The sequence below is a fragment of the Hephaestia caeni genome (genome assembly GCF_003550065.1).
In the GTDB taxonomy this organism is placed as follows: Bacteria; Pseudomonadota; Alphaproteobacteria; order Sphingomonadales; family Sphingomonadaceae; genus Sphingomonas; species Sphingomonas caeni_A.
Genome location: NZ_QXDC01000002.1, coordinates 409,366 through 422,359, shown reverse-complemented (window position 1 = coordinate 422,359; position 12,994 = coordinate 409,366). Strand labels below are relative to the sequence as shown.

The following is a 12,994-nucleotide window of genomic DNA, read 5'->3' as shown; positions in this document are numbered from 1 at the left end:
CAACCGTGGCTCGATTAGGACGAGCACACGACTCGCCTGAGCGAATTATTTTTCCGAGGATTTGATGCAGATTCAATTTTCAGCCGCCCGCGCCGATGCGGATTTCGTGGTGCTTCCCGTCGAAAAGGACGGTCTGGCGCGGATCGCTTTCGGCGATCTCGACGCGTCGGCGCAGCGCGTGCTGCTCGCCGCCGCCCGGGCCGGACGCTTCGAGGGCGAGGCGGGCGCCATCGTCGAGGCGGTGGTTGCAGCGGGCGAGGGCGTTCAGCGCGTCGCGTTGATCGGGATCGGCGCCGGCGAGGCCGATTACGAACGCGCGGGCGGGGCGCTGACGGCGCGCTATCTCACCTCGGGCACCACCACGATCACGGTCGATTTCGGCGCGCTGCCCGGGGCACCCGCGCCGCGCGCGGTGGCACGGTTCGCCGCCGGCGCCGCGCAGCGCGGTTGGCGGTACGACCTCTATCGCACCAGGCTTGCCGACAAGGCGAAACCGACTTTGGCGACGATCACGATCGCCGGTGCGCCCGCGGGCACCGATGCCGAATGGGCACCGCGCGAGGCGCTGACGCAGGGCTTGTCGCTGACCCGCGAACTCGTCACCGAGCCCGCCAATATCATCTATCCCGAAAGCTTCGTCGCCCGCGTCAGCGAGTCTGTCGAAGGGCTCGGGCTCGAGATCACCGTGCTCGGCGAGGACGAGATGCGCGACCTCGGCATGGGAGCGCTGCTCGGCGTCAACCAGGGATCGCGCCGTGCGCCGCGGCTGCTGGCGCTCAAGTGGAACGGGGCCGGGGAGGGCGATCCCGCGCTCGCGCTGGTCGGCAAGGGCGTGACCTTCGATACCGGCGGCATCTCGATCAAGCCCGCCGGCGGCATGGAGGACATGAAGTGGGACATGGGCGGCGCGGGCGCCGTCGTCGGAACGATGAAGACGCTCGCGCTGCGCAAGGCGAAGGCGAACGTGATCGGCGTGTGCGGGCTGGTCGAGAACATGCCCGACGGCAACGCGCAGCGCCCCGGCGATGTCGTGACGTCGATGTCGGGGCAGACGATTGAAGTAATCAACACCGACGCCGAGGGGCGATTGGTGCTCAGCGACGCGCTCACCTGGGTCCAGCGCACGCATCGACCCAAGACGATCATCGATCTCGCGACGCTGACCGGCGCGATGATCATCGCGCTCGGCAACGAGCATGGCGGGCTGTTCTCGAACGATGACAAGCTCGCCGAGCAACTGCTCGCGGCGGGGCTCGCCTCGGGCGACAAATTGTGGCGGTTCCCGCTCGCCGATGCCTATAACAAGCTGCTCGACAGCCAGATCGCCGACATGAAGAACGTCGGCCCGCGCGGCGCGGGATCGATCACCGCGGCGCAATTCCTCAAGCGCTTCGTCGAGGACGGGGTGCGCTGGGCGCATCTCGACATCGCCGGCATGGTCTGGGCCGACAAGCCCGGCGCGACCTATGACAAGGGCGCGACCGGATTCGGCGTGCGCGTGCTAGATCGGTTCGTGGCCGATAATTTCGAGCAATAGCAGGGTTGTGCAGGTCGATTTCTACCATTTGACCGCAACACCGCTCGATCGCGTGCTGCCGCGGCTCGCCGAGCGGGTCGTCGCCGACGGCGGCCGTCTGCTGATCGTCGTCGAAGACGCCCGGCTGCCCGCGCTCGATCGGTTGCTCTGGACGTACAAGGCGGAGAGCTTTCTGCCGCACGCCTGCGCCGGGGGCGATCGCGACGCCGCGCAGCCCATCCTGCTCGCGGCCGCGCCCGACGCGGCGAACGGCGCGCGCAACATCCTGCTTGCCGACGGGGTGTGGCGCGAGGAGGCGCTGGGATTCGATCGCGCCTTCCACCTGTTCGACGAGGAGCGGATTCGCGAGGCGCGGCTGACGTGGAAATCGCTCGCGACGCGGGACGGCATCGACCGCCGCTATTGGAAGCAGGACGACAGCGGCCGCTGGGAGCAGGCCGCCTGAGTCGGGTTGCATCGCAGCGCGACCGCGACTAGGGCGGCGCGACTTTCGACACAACCAGCAGGAGCACGCGACCGCCATGGCCGCCAATCGTACCTTTTCGATCATCAAGCCCGATGCCACGCGCCGCAACCTGACCGGCGCCGTCACCACGATGCTCGAGGATGCCGGCCTGCGCGTCGTCGCCTCGAAGCGCATCAAGATGACGCGCGAGCAAGCCGAAGGCTTCTATGCGGTGCACAAGGAACGCCCGTTCTTCAACGATCTGGTCGAGTTCATGATCTCGGGGCCGGTTGTGGTGCAGGTACTCGAAGGCGAGGACGCGGTGCGCCGCAATCGCGACGTGATGGGCGCGACCAACCCCGCCGACGCGACGCCGGGCACGATCCGCAAGGAAATCGCCGAATCGATTGAGGCCAATTCGGTCCACGGCTCCGATTCGGATGAGAATGCGGCGATCGAGATCGCTTATTTCTTCACCCCCGACGAAATCGTCGGCTGAAATGGCGTGGCGGGTGCGAGCGGCGGAGCGCGATGACGCGGCCGCGCTCGCGCTCGTCGCCTCCGCCACCTTTCTCGACGCGTTTGCCGGCGTGCTCGACGGCGCCGATATCATTGCGCACTGCCTGAAGCACAACACACCCGCCGCCTTCGCCGATTGGATCGACGATCCCGACAGCGCGGTCGCCGTGGTCGAGGCGATTCCCGGCGGAGCGCCGCTCGGCTACATGCTGCTGACCACGCCCGATCTGCCGATCGAGACCGGCCCGCAGGATATCGAACTCAAACGAATTTACACGCTTTCGCGCTGGCACGGCGCGGGGATGGGGCCGGCGCTGATGAACCAGGCGCTCGACGACGCCGCCAACCTCGGCAAAAACCGCATCCTGCTTGGTGTCTATGGCGGGAACGCGCGGGCGCGGGCCTTCTATGAACGCCACGGCTTCGCGCTGGTCGGTGAACGGCGGTTTCTCGTCGGTACTACCTGGCATGACGACGTGATCTACGCTCGCGCGGTATAGACGCGGCCTAGTTCGCCGGTTTTTCTCGCGCCCATAATGCGTTGAGCCGCTTGGGCGAGTCGCTGCGTTCGCGCAGCACCAGCCCCTTGAGGCGTAGCGTGCGACCGCGCAGCAGGCGGCCCTCGATCCGCCAGACGACATCGTAGATTGCCGTATCGGTGCGATGCTGGTCGGCGTCCCAATAGTCACTGGTGATCAGGACCGGGAGCCGGCCCTCGGCCTCGTCCGCCCCGCCATCTGTCAGATCGAGAATTTTGCCGGCGAACCAGTTTGCCTCGAGTCGCGTATCGACCACCGTGTTGCGGCTGGAAAGACCGAGTTCAGCCGGAAAGGTGAAGCTCATGCTCTGGATACGGTGCGCCGGATCCTTGAGCGCGAGCGCAGCCCCGCTGTCGATCGGGGTCGCGACGAGCGAGACGATCGCGGCGGCGTGCGCCTGCTCGGCCTGCTCGGCCTTGCGCGCGGCATCCTGATCGCGGCGGTCGGACCAGTTGGTCCACAGCGTCAGCGCGGCGATCGCGACGCCTGCGATCGCGAGCACTTCGGCAAGCGTGATCCAACGACGGCGGGTGGCCGCAGCTTCCGCCTTGGCGACCGCGCGTTCGGCGGCGGTGTCCATTCTCGACAGCGGCGACGGATCGGCGTCCTTTGCGGGTTCGCTGGGCGGAGAATCGCTCATCGTCCGCCGGCTTCCAGCAGCCGCGCGGGTGCGGCCAATTCCCAGCTTCGCGCGAGTCGATCCTCGACATGGCTCCAATCGGTGTCCGCGCGGGCGAGGTCGATCGCCAGCCAGCTCGGCAGATAAGCCGGCTTGCTGTACGTCTCCGGATCGACGTCGAGCAACATCGCCTGTTCGTCACCGCCGCTTACACGCACGCAGACGACGGTACGGCCGTCACCGTGGTGGTTGTCGCGAAACTGCGCGAATTGCTTGCCCGCGACGAAGAAGGTCGGCTGGCCGTGCGACACCTTTTCGCTCGTCTCGGGAAGGGCGAGGCAAGCGGCGCGGACGCGGGGAAGGGGGCCGTCGTCGGTCATCGGGTTACGAACTCTGCCAGAACGCGCGGATAAAGGCGATGCTCCTCGGCAAGGACACGCGTGGCGAGGGTCTCCGGGGTGTCGCCGGGCAAAACGGGTATCCGGGCCTGCCCGAGCACCTCACCCCCGTCGAGATCCTCGGTCACGATATGGACCGAGCAGCCCGCGACCGCATCGCCCGCGTCGATCGCGCGCTGGTGCGTGTCGAGCCCTTTGTATTTGGGCAGCAGCGAGGGGTGGATGTTGATGATCCGCCCGCGCCAGCGCGCGACGAAATCGTCCGACAGCAGCCGCATATAACCCGCCAGCGCGATCACCTCGGCACCCGCCGCCCGCAGCGCGGCGTCGATCTGCGCCTCGTAGGCCGCCTTGCCGATGCCCTGGGGGGAGAGCGCGAAAGTCTGGATGCCCTCGGCGCGCGCCCAGCCGAGCCCCGGCGCCTCGGGCTTGTCGCTGGCGACGATGGCGATTTCGTAGGACCAGTCGGCTGCCTTGGCTGCTTCGACGAGCGCCATCATGTTCGATCCGCGCCCCGAGATCAGGATGGCGACTTTGGCCTTATCCATATCGCGCTTCCCGGGCAGAGGCCGGGGACCGGCTACGACTGGCACGATACTGGACCGCCGGGGAAGAAAATTGGGGGTTACGCATTATGTGCCGCTGACCAGTCTTCCTTGGCACCCCAGCATCCCGCCGGTCCCTCGACAGTGCAGCCGCGCGTGCCCTTTTCGATCACCCCGATCCGGTGGACCGTCTCATTGGCCCTGGTCAGCGCGTTGGTGACGGCCTCGACCTCTGTCTCAGCGACGATCACCGTCATGCCGATCCCGCAGTTGAAGGTACGCGCCATTTCCTCGGGCTCGATCCGGCCTTCGCGCTGGAGGAAAGCCATCAGCGACGATTGCGGCCATGCCGCGGCGTCGATCCGGGCGTGCGCACCTTTAGGCAGCACGCGCGGGATGTTTTCGAGCAGCCCGCCGCCGGTGATGTGCGCGAGCCCCTTGATCCGACCCTCGGCGATCGAGGGGAGCAGCGCCTTCACGTAGATCCGCGTCGGCGCCATCAGCGCCTCGATCAGCGCGATGTCGTGGTCGAACGGGGCAGGAGCATTCATATCCCAGCCCTTGTCGGCAGCGAGACGACGCACGAGCGAGAAGCCGTTGGAATGCACCCCTGAGGAGCCGAGCCCGAGAATGATATCGCCCCCCGCAATCGTTTCGCCGGTCAGCACGCGATCGCGCTCGACCGCGCCGACACAGAAGCCCGCGAGATCGTAATCGCCCTCGGCATACATGCCCGGCATTTCCGCGGTCTCGCCACCGATCAGCGCGCAGCCGGCCTGGCGGCAGCCGTCAGCGATCGAAGCGACGACGCGTTCGGCGACGCCGGCATCGAGCCGGCCGCTGGCATAATAATCGAGGAAGAACAGCGGCTCGGCGCCCTGGACGATCAGATCGTTGGCGCACATCGCGACGAGATCGATGCCGACGCCGTCGTGCCGGTCATGATCGATCGCGAGCTTGAGCTTGGTGCCGACGCCGTCATTGGCGGCGACGAGCAGCGGATCGGTGAAGCCTGCGGCCTTGAGATCGAACAAGCCGCCGAAACCACCCAGATCGGCGTCGGCGCCGGGCCGGCGTGTGGCGCGCGCAAGCGGCGCGATCGCCTTCACCAACGCGTTACCCGCGGCGATCGAAACGCCGGCGTCGGCGTAGCTATAGGGGCCGTGGCCCTCGGACGTGTCGTTCATATCGACGCGCCTAACCACATCGCGCTTGGATTTCCACGCCTGCTTCGCCAAAAGGGCGCACATCATGCGTCGGCTTCCCCTTTTCCGCCCGCTCGTCCTGCTGCCCGCTGCGGCGGCGCTCGGTATCGCCGGCGCGGTCACCGCGCAGATCGCGGGCGACCGCGGTGTCGCCCCGATCGACAGCTCTGGCAATTTCGAGGTCACCGACGTCCATGTCGATGTCGGTGCCAAGACCGCCGAGGACGCGCGCAAGGGCGGCTGGCGGCTGGCACAGCGCAAGGCTTGGCAGATGCTGTCGAAAAGGATGACGGGACATGCGGGGTCGCTTTCCGATGCGACGCTCAACGGGCTCGTCTCGGGGATCATCATCGAGAACGAGCAGATCGGCCCCACCCGCTATATCGCGACGCTGGGGGTGCTGTTCGATCGCGGTCGCGCCGGCTCGCTGCTCGGAGTCGGCGGGCATGCCTTCCGATCGCCGCCGATGCTGGTCATCCCGATCGAATGGAGCGGCGGCGTCGCCCGGAGCCTCGAACGCCGCACCGGGTGGCAGGAGGCGTGGGCGCGTTTCCGCACCGGCAGCAGCTCGATCGACTATGTCCGCCCGACCGGTACGGGATCGGACCCACTGCTGCTCAATCTCGGCCAGACCGGGCGGCGCGATCGCGGCTGGTGGCGGATGGTGCTCGATCAATTCGGCGCGTCCGATGTATTGATCCCGGTTGCGCGGCTCTATCGCCAATATCCCGGCGGCCCGGTGATCGGCGTGTTCGAAGCGCGCTTCGGGCCGGATAATCGGCGGATCGCACGCTTCACGTTGCGCGTGGAAAATGCCGACGGCGTGCCCGCGCTGATGGATGCGGGGGTGCAGCGGATCGACCAAGCATATCAGAACGCGCTGCGCGGCGGCATCCTGCGCGTCGATCCCAGCCTCGCCTATATTCCGCCGCCCGAGGAGGAACAGGCGCCCGACGAGGGGCTGGGCGAGGATATCGTCGAGATGACCCCGGCCCCGGTGACGGGGGCGACATTCAGCATCCAGTTCGATTCGCCGAGCGCGGCGGCGATCAACACGACCGAAGCGGCGATGCGCGCGGTGCCGGGGGTCGGCTCGGCGGCCACGACCAGCCTCGCGCTGGGTGGCGTCTCGGTGATGCAGGTGACCTATGCGGGCGACGTCAAGGCGCTGCGTGCCGCGCTGGAAGCGCGCGGCTGGCAGGTCGATGTCGGCGGCTCGACGCTGCGCATCCGGCGGCCGGCGGCGCCCGCAGCACCCGCGCCGCCCGCCGGCGGAGGCGCGACGGCGGGATGAGCCAGTTCGCGCTGCCCTTCGAGTGGCCGGCGGACCCCCGCGATGACGAATTCCTCGTCAGCAGTTCGAACGCGTCGGCCGTGCATACGCTCGAACATTGGGGCGCGTGGCCGGTGATGACGGCGATCCTCGTCGGCCCGCGCAAATCGGGGCGCAGCCTGCTCGCACGGATCTTCGTCGCCAAGAGCCACGGGAGCATCATCGATGATGCCGATCGCGTCGCCGAGACCGATTTGTTCCACGCCTGGAACCGCGCCCAGGCGGAACGACACCCGTTGCTGTTGGTCACCGAACAGGCACCGCCCGAGTGGAAGGTGCGCCTGCCCGACCTCCGGTCACGCCTTGCCGCGAGCGCGGTCGCCCGGCTTGGCGCCCCCGACGACGTGCTGATGCGGGCTCTGTTCGAGCGGCAGTTCGTCAAGCGCGGGCTCGATGCGCGGCCCGATCTGATCGACTGGCTGCTCGCGCGGATCGAGCGTAGTCATATTGCTGTCATGCGCACCATCGATGTGCTCGATCAGCATGTGCTCGAACGCCGTAAACGCTTGTCGATTCCCTTGGCGCGGTCCACGCTGCGCGAGGCCGGGCTGGTGAACGACCACGCTGCCGACCTCAGGGAGACCCGATGAACCGCCCCGCGCATCTCGCCCGGTTCCACGACGACGACGATCCGTTCCTCGGCGACAGCGGCGGTGATCGGTTCTTCAATCGCGAGCTTTCGTGGCTGGCGTTCAACCGCCGTGTGCTTGAGGAGGCGTGCAACACGGCGCATCCGTTGCTCGAGCGGCTGCGCTTCCTGTCGATCTCGGGATCGAACCTCGACGAATTCTTCATGGTCCGCGTCGCCGGACTCAAGGGTCAGCAGCTTCAGGATGTCGAGCGGCGTTCGGCGGACGGGCGCACGCCGGGGCAGCAGCTCTCCGAGATCAGCGCTGCGGCCGCCGCCCTGATGGCGGACATTCAGGCGGTATGGCATGCGATCCGCCGCGAACTGGCGGGCGAAGGAATCGAAATGCTCGATATCGAGCGTATTCCCGCCGAACAGGTCGAATGGCTCGAAGCGCATTTCCGCTCCCAGGTTTTCCCTATCGTCACCCCGCAGGCGCTTGATCCGGCGCATCCGTTCCCGTTCATCCCCAATCGCGGCTCGGGGGTGATGTTCGATCTGGTGCGGCTTTCCGATAACGCGCCGGTACGCGAGCTGGTGATACTGCCCGGCACCGCGCCGCGCTTCCTGCGTCTGCCGGGGGAGCCGGCCCGCTATGTCGCGCTGGAGACATTGCTCGCGCGTTTTTCGGCGCTGATCTTCCCCGGATATCGCGTCAAGGCGGCGGCCGCTTTCCGCGTGCTGCGCGACAGCGATATCGAAATCGAGGAAGAGGCCGAGGATCTCGTCCGCTATTTCGCCAACGCGATCAAGCGCCGTCGCCGGGGCCGCGTCATCCGCCTCGATCTCGAAGCAGGCATGTCGGAGGAATTGAAGGCGCTGCTCCGCGCCGAACTCGGCGGCGCCGAGGCGATCATCACCGACTCGGGCGATTTCCTGGGGATCAGCGATCTCGATACGCTGGTTGAGGAGGATCGGCCCGATCTCAAATTCCCGCCTTTCGCGCCGCGCTTTCCCGAGCGCATTCGCGAATATGGCGGCGATTGCTTCGCCGCGATCCGCGCCAAGGACATCGTTGTCCACCACCCTTATGAGACGTTCGATGTCGTGCTCGCCTTTCTCAAACAGGCGGCGGCCGACCCCGATGTGGTCGCGATCAAGCAGACGCTCTATCGCGCGGGCAAACAGCCGGCGGTGATCAACGCGCTGATTGCCGCGGCCGAGGCCGGCAAATCGGTGACCGCGGTGGTCGAACTCAAGGCACGCTTCGACGAGGAGCAGAATCTGCTCTGGGCTTCGGCGCTCGAACGCGCTGGGGTGCAGGTCGTCTACGGCTTCATCGATTGGAAGACCCACGCCAAGATTTCGATGGTGGTGCGCCGCGAGGGGGCCGGGTATCGAACCTACTGCCATTTCGGGACCGGAAATTACCACCCCGTTACCGCAAAAATATATACCGATCTCAGCTTCTTCACCGCCGATCCTCGGATCGGCAGCGATGCCGCGCATGTGTTCAACTACGTCACCGGCTATGTCGAGCCCGAACATCTCCAACTGATCAGCATGTCGCCGCGCGACCTGCGGTCGCGGTTGATGGCGCTGATCGGCACCGAGATCGAGAATGCGCGCGGCGGCAAGCCCGCGGCGATCTGGGCGAAGATGAACGCACTGGTCGATCCCGCGATCATAGAGAAGCTCTACGAAGCGTCGGGTGCCGGCGTAGAAATCGATCTCGTGGTGCGCGGCATTTGTTGCCTGCGTCCGGGTGTGCCCGAGATGTCCGAACGTATCCGCGTCAAATCGGTGGTCGGCCGTTTTCTCGAACACAGCCGCATCTGGGCGTTCGGCAACGGCAATGCGCTGCCCAATAACGGCGCGAAGCTGTTCATTTCCTCGGCGGACTGGATGCCGCGCAATTTCGATCGCCGCGTCGAATATATGCTGCCGATCGAGAACCATACCGTCCACGACCAGATCCTCGATCAGGTGATGGTCGCCAATCTGCTCGACAATGAGCAGAGCTGGGAATTACAGCCCGACGGCACGTATATCCGCGACGATCCGGGAGACCGCCCGTTCAACCTCCACCGCTATTTCATGACCAACCCGTCGCTTTCGGGCCGCGGCGCCGCGCTGAAGACGAGCGAATCGGTGCCCAAGCTGTCGTTACGCCGTCGCCGGTGACGGCGAGTCGTCGCGCAGACTAGACGCGATGGCGACCGTTCTCTCGCGCAGCGCCGAGGCCGATCCCGATGGGGCGGCACGGGTCGCGATCATCGATATCGGTTCGAACTCGATTCGACTCGTGGTCTACCAAGGGCCGCCGCGGCTGCCGCAGGTGTTGTTCAACGAAAAGGTGATGGCGGGGCTCGGCCGCGAATTGGCGAGCAAGGGGACGATCGGCGCCGACGCGATGGCGCGCGCGCGCGGCGCGCTTGCCCGCTTCGTCGCCGTGGTGCGCACGATGGGGGTCTCGCGGCTGACGACGGTCGCCACCGCCGCGGTGCGCGAGGCGGATAACGGCCATGAATTGATTGCCCATGCCGAGGCGCTCGGGCTCGACGTGACCTTGCTGTCGGGCGAGGAAGAAGCCCGGATTTCCGGGCAAGGGGTGCTGTCGGGCATCCCGGATGCCGATGGCATCGTCGGCGACCTCGGCGGGGGCAGCCTCGAACTCGTGCGCGTCGCGGGCGGCGAACTGTGCGATCGCGCATCGTTTCCGCTCGGCGTGCTGCGGCTCGCCGCGATCCGCGAGCGGGGTGATCACACGCTCGAACGTTATGTCGGCAAGATGCTCAAGCGGGCCGGCTGGGCCGATGCGGGGGCGGGGAAACCTTTGTATCTCGTCGGCGGATCGTGGCGCGCGCTGGCGCGGCTCGACATGCACATCACTAATTATTCGCTGCCTATCCTCCACCAATATGCGATGACGGCCGATGCGGTGGCACGGCTGGGTCAGACAATCCCGCGACTCGAAAAATCGTGGCTGCGCGACGTGCCCGAACTGTCCAACGCGCGGATCGCGACGCTGGGGGACAGCGCGGCGTTGCTCTCGACCTTGCTTCGGTGCCTGGGCAGCGAGACGATGGTGGTCTCCGCCTTCGGATTGCGCGAGGGGCTGCTCTACGGCCAGCTCGACCCGCACCAGCGCGCCAAAGATCCGTTGATCGTCGCCACGCGCGAGGAAGGACGGCGACTTGGCCGTTTCGCCGAGCACGGCGATCTGCTCGATCGGTGGATTGCGCCGCTCTTTGTCGACGAAGCGCCCGATCTCGCGCGACTGCGCCATGTGGCTTGCCTGCTCGCAGACGTCGGTTGGCATGCCAATCCCGAATTTCGCGCCGAACGCGGGCTTGATGCGGCGCTCCACGGCAATTGGGCGGCGATCGATGCGCGTGGGCGGGCGAGGGTCGCGCAAGCGCTGTTCACCAGTCTTGGCGGGGGCGTCGTATCGCCGGCACCCTTGCCGGATCTGGCAACGGCGGATGATCTCGATATGGCGACGCGCTGGGGGCTTGCGATCCGGCTCGGCCAGCGGTTCAGCGCGGGCGTGGCCGCCCCGCTCAAGCAATCGCGGCTTTCGTTGACGGCAGACGCAGTCACGCTTGATCTGCCCGCATCGGGCGCGGCGCTCTACGGCGAAACCGTCGAGCGCCGGCACAAGGCGTTGGCGGCGCAATTCGGCCGCAAGCCCGCCCTGACGCTCAGTTGATCAGCCGCAGGTGAACGAGGTGACGACGTTCTTGTCGTCGAGCATGATGTTCAGCCGGTCGACACGAAAATCCATCGTCACCGCGGTGTTGGGCTGAATCCAGCGCAACGTTCGCGCGCCCGACCGTTCCAGTGCGGTTGCCCCCAGATCGGCGCCGGCGGGCTGACCGACCAGATCGGTAAGGCCGTCCGCGTTGCACGCCACACCGGCATTGTCGTTCGTCACGGGCGGTTCCTCGGCAGGCGGTGGGGTCTGGGCACAGGCGGCAAGCGCCATCGCACCAAGCAGGATCATCCGGGTCATGCTGCCTCCTCCGTTCGGCTCATCTTGAGCTTGCCGTTCTGGACCGCAAACGCAAGCTGGCCTTCGACGAGCGCCAGCGCGTCGCGGCCGAATTGCTCGAACCGCCAGCCTTCGAGGATCGGCAGCCCGTCGCGCTTGCCCGCCGCCAGCGCTTCGAGATCATCGCTGCGTGCCAGCAGCTTCGGCGCAACGTCGATCTCGCGCGAGCGGATCTTGAGCAGCAGCTTGAGCAAGTCCGCGACCAGCGCGCCTTCCTTGCCCAACCCCGGCTTGCGATCGTCGCGTGACGGCATCTCGCTTGCGGGCAACGGCTCTGCACCCGCCAGCGCCGCCATCAGCCGCCCGCCGATATCGTTGCCCGCCCACGCGCCGGAAAGCCCGCGCACGCGCGCCAGATCGGCCTGCTTCTTGGGCGGAGACAGCGCGAGATCGGCGAGCGTTTCATCCTTCATGATGCGCCCGCGCGGCAGATCCTTGCCCTGCGCTTCGAGTTCGCGCCAGCGCGCCAGAGCCTTCAACCGCCCGAGCGCCTCGGGCTTGCGCCCCGAAATGCGCACCCGCTTCCACGATTGATCGGGATCGTTGATGTAATGGGCCGGATCGGCGAGTCGCTCCATTTCCTGATCGAGCCAGGCGCCGCGCCCCGTCTTCTTGAGCTTCGCGAGCATCTTGGGGAAAATGGCCGCGAGGTGCGTCACATCGGCGATTGCGTAATCGATCTGCCTTTTGTCGAGCGGCCTGCGGCTCCAGTCGGTGAAGCGCGCGCCCTTGTCGATCTGGATGCCGAGCCAGCTATCGACGAGGTTCGAATAGCCGATCTGCTCGCCTTGCCCCAGCGCCATCGCCGCCACCTGAGTATCGAACAGCGGGTGCGGCGTGGTGCCGGTGAGATTGGCGACGATCTCGATATCCTGCCCTCCGGCGTGGAAGACCTTGAGCACCTCGCGATTCTTCGTCAGCAGGTCGAGCAGCGGCGTCAGATCCATGCCCGGCGCGAGCGGATCGATCGCGGCCGCCTCGTTCTTGTCGGCGATCTGGATCAGGCAGAGTTCGGGCCAATAGCTGTTTTCGCGCATGAACTCGGTATCCACCACCACGAACGGTGCGGTGGAGAGGCGGCTGCAAAGGTTGGCGAGGGCGGCCGAGTCCTCGATCAGGTCATGGATGTGCATCGCGGCTCCATAGCGGCGGCGCGGCGGGTTGACAAAGCGCGTATTGCAAGGGAAGCGCGGCAATTCTCTTAAGCGTCATCCCCGCGAAAGCGGGGACCC

At 66.7% G+C, this 12,994-nt stretch carries 14 protein-coding genes; 8 read left to right on the top strand and 6 right to left on the bottom strand.

Going from position 1 to position 12,994, the window contains the following annotated elements:
- The first annotated feature begins 64 nt into the window (after positions 1-64).
- The 4 genes from DFR49_RS01905 (at position 65) to DFR49_RS01890 (ending at position 3,001) form a co-directional block, all read left to right on the top strand.
- A complete protein-coding gene (locus tag DFR49_RS01905) occupies positions 65-1,537 on the top strand; it encodes a leucyl aminopeptidase (RefSeq protein ID WP_119034346.1) in 1,473 nt (490 codons plus the stop codon).
- Positions 1,538-1,544: 7 nt separating this feature from the next.
- Positions 1,545-1,982, top strand: a complete 438-nt coding sequence (locus DFR49_RS01900; RefSeq protein ID WP_119034345.1) for a DNA polymerase III subunit chi — start codon at positions 1,545-1,547, stop codon at positions 1,980-1,982.
- 76 nt (positions 1,983-2,058) lie between these two features.
- On the top strand, positions 2,059-2,481 hold the full coding sequence (ndk, locus tag DFR49_RS01895) for a nucleoside-diphosphate kinase (RefSeq protein ID WP_119034344.1): 423 nt from the start codon (positions 2,059-2,061) through the stop codon (positions 2,479-2,481).
- 13 nt (positions 2,482-2,494) lie between these two features.
- Positions 2,495-3,001 carry a GNAT family N-acetyltransferase gene (locus tag DFR49_RS01890; RefSeq protein WP_342768456.1) on the top strand — a complete coding sequence of 169 codons (507 nt, stop codon included), beginning with the start codon at positions 2,495-2,497 and terminating at the stop codon, positions 2,999-3,001.
- Positions 3,002-3,008: 7 nt separating this feature from the next.
- Here the strand turns inward: DFR49_RS01890 and DFR49_RS01885 are convergent, their stop codons facing one another.
- The 4 genes from DFR49_RS01885 to purM all read right to left on the bottom strand — a co-directional run bounded on the left by DFR49_RS01885 (position 3,009) and on the right by purM (position 5,789).
- Positions 3,009-3,680, bottom strand: a complete 672-nt coding sequence (locus DFR49_RS01885; RefSeq protein ID WP_119034342.1) for a hypothetical protein — start codon at positions 3,678-3,680, stop codon at positions 3,009-3,011.
- A complete protein-coding gene (locus DFR49_RS01880; protein WP_119034341.1) occupies positions 3,677-4,039 on the bottom strand; it encodes an MmcQ/YjbR family DNA-binding protein in 363 nt (120 codons plus the stop codon). The genes DFR49_RS01885 and DFR49_RS01880 overlap by 4 nt, the downstream gene beginning before the upstream one ends.
- The gene (gene purN, locus DFR49_RS01875; RefSeq protein ID WP_119034340.1) at positions 4,036-4,605 is read right to left on the bottom strand and encodes a phosphoribosylglycinamide formyltransferase; all 570 of its coding nucleotides are present in this window, start codon (positions 4,603-4,605) and stop codon (positions 4,036-4,038) included. Before purN ends, DFR49_RS01880 begins: the two co-directional genes overlap by 4 nt.
- Positions 4,606-4,682: 77 nt before the next feature.
- On the bottom strand, positions 4,683-5,789 hold the full coding sequence (gene purM, locus DFR49_RS01870) for a phosphoribosylformylglycinamidine cyclo-ligase (protein WP_119034339.1): 1,107 nt from the start codon (positions 5,787-5,789) through the stop codon (positions 4,683-4,685).
- 64 nt (positions 5,790-5,853) lie between these two features.
- Here purM and DFR49_RS01865 point away from each other — a divergent pair, with 64 nt between their 5' ends.
- Genes DFR49_RS01865 through DFR49_RS01850 form a run of 4 tightly spaced genes read left to right on the top strand, consistent with a single transcriptional unit; the run spans position 5,854 to position 11,420 of the window.
- Positions 5,854-7,101, top strand: coding sequence for a heavy-metal-associated domain-containing protein (locus DFR49_RS01865; protein ID WP_119035227.1), 1,248 nt, complete (start codon positions 5,854-5,856; stop codon positions 7,099-7,101).
- The gene (locus DFR49_RS01860; RefSeq protein ID WP_119034338.1) at positions 7,098-7,730 is read left to right on the top strand and encodes an HdaA/DnaA family protein; all 633 of its coding nucleotides are present in this window, start codon (positions 7,098-7,100) and stop codon (positions 7,728-7,730) included. Before DFR49_RS01865 ends, DFR49_RS01860 begins: the two co-directional genes overlap by 4 nt.
- On the top strand, positions 7,727-9,892 hold the full coding sequence (locus tag DFR49_RS01855; protein ID WP_119034337.1) for an RNA degradosome polyphosphate kinase: 2,166 nt from the start codon (positions 7,727-7,729) through the stop codon (positions 9,890-9,892). Before DFR49_RS01860 ends, DFR49_RS01855 begins: the two co-directional genes overlap by 4 nt.
- A 28-nt stretch (positions 9,893-9,920) precedes the next feature.
- The gene (locus DFR49_RS01850; protein ID WP_119034336.1) at positions 9,921-11,420 is read left to right on the top strand and encodes a Ppx/GppA family phosphatase; all 1,500 of its coding nucleotides are present in this window, start codon (positions 9,921-9,923) and stop codon (positions 11,418-11,420) included.
- On the opposite strand, the gene DFR49_RS01845 is transcribed toward DFR49_RS01850, so the two are convergent.
- Together DFR49_RS01845 and rnd are read right to left on the bottom strand one after the other, a co-directional pair.
- Entirely contained in the window at positions 11,421-11,723 is a 303-nt protein-coding gene (locus tag DFR49_RS01845) for an I78 family peptidase inhibitor (protein ID WP_119034335.1), read from the bottom strand. It abuts the gene before it with no gap.
- Complete coding sequence (gene rnd / locus DFR49_RS01840; protein WP_119034334.1) at positions 11,720-12,895, bottom strand: ribonuclease D; 1,176 nt, start codon at positions 12,893-12,895, stop codon at positions 11,720-11,722. Before rnd ends, DFR49_RS01845 begins: the two co-directional genes overlap by 4 nt.
- Positions 12,896-12,994: the final 99 nt, after the last annotated feature.

Coding starts and splice junctions, on each gene's coding strand:
- DFR49_RS01860 (WP_119034338.1), top strand. CDS start 7,098: ATGAGCCAGTTCGCGCTGCCCTTCGAGTGGCCGGCGGACCCCCGCGAT.
- DFR49_RS01845 (WP_119034335.1), bottom strand. CDS start 11,723: ATGACCCGGATGATCCTGCTTGGTGCGATGGCGCTTGCCGCCTGTGCC.
- DFR49_RS01885 (WP_119034342.1), bottom strand. CDS start 3,680: ATGAGCGATTCTCCGCCCAGCGAACCCGCAAAGGACGCCGATCCGTCG.
- DFR49_RS01850 (WP_119034336.1), top strand. CDS start 9,921: ATGGCGACCGTTCTCTCGCGCAGCGCCGAGGCCGATCCCGATGGGGCG.
- purN (WP_119034340.1), bottom strand. CDS start 4,605: ATGGATAAGGCCAAAGTCGCCATCCTGATCTCGGGGCGCGGATCGAAC.
- DFR49_RS01865 (WP_119035227.1), top strand. CDS start 5,854: ATGCGTCGGCTTCCCCTTTTCCGCCCGCTCGTCCTGCTGCCCGCTGCG.
- DFR49_RS01855 (WP_119034337.1), top strand. CDS start 7,727: ATGAACCGCCCCGCGCATCTCGCCCGGTTCCACGACGACGACGATCCG.
- ndk (WP_119034344.1), top strand. CDS start 2,059: ATGGCCGCCAATCGTACCTTTTCGATCATCAAGCCCGATGCCACGCGC.
- DFR49_RS01880 (WP_119034341.1), bottom strand. CDS start 4,039: ATGACCGACGACGGCCCCCTTCCCCGCGTCCGCGCCGCTTGCCTCGCC.
- purM (WP_119034339.1), bottom strand. CDS start 5,789: ATGAACGACACGTCCGAGGGCCACGGCCCCTATAGCTACGCCGACGCC.
- DFR49_RS01905 (WP_119034346.1), top strand. CDS start 65: ATGCAGATTCAATTTTCAGCCGCCCGCGCCGATGCGGATTTCGTGGTG.
- rnd (WP_119034334.1), bottom strand. CDS start 12,895: ATGCACATCCATGACCTGATCGAGGACTCGGCCGCCCTCGCCAACCTT.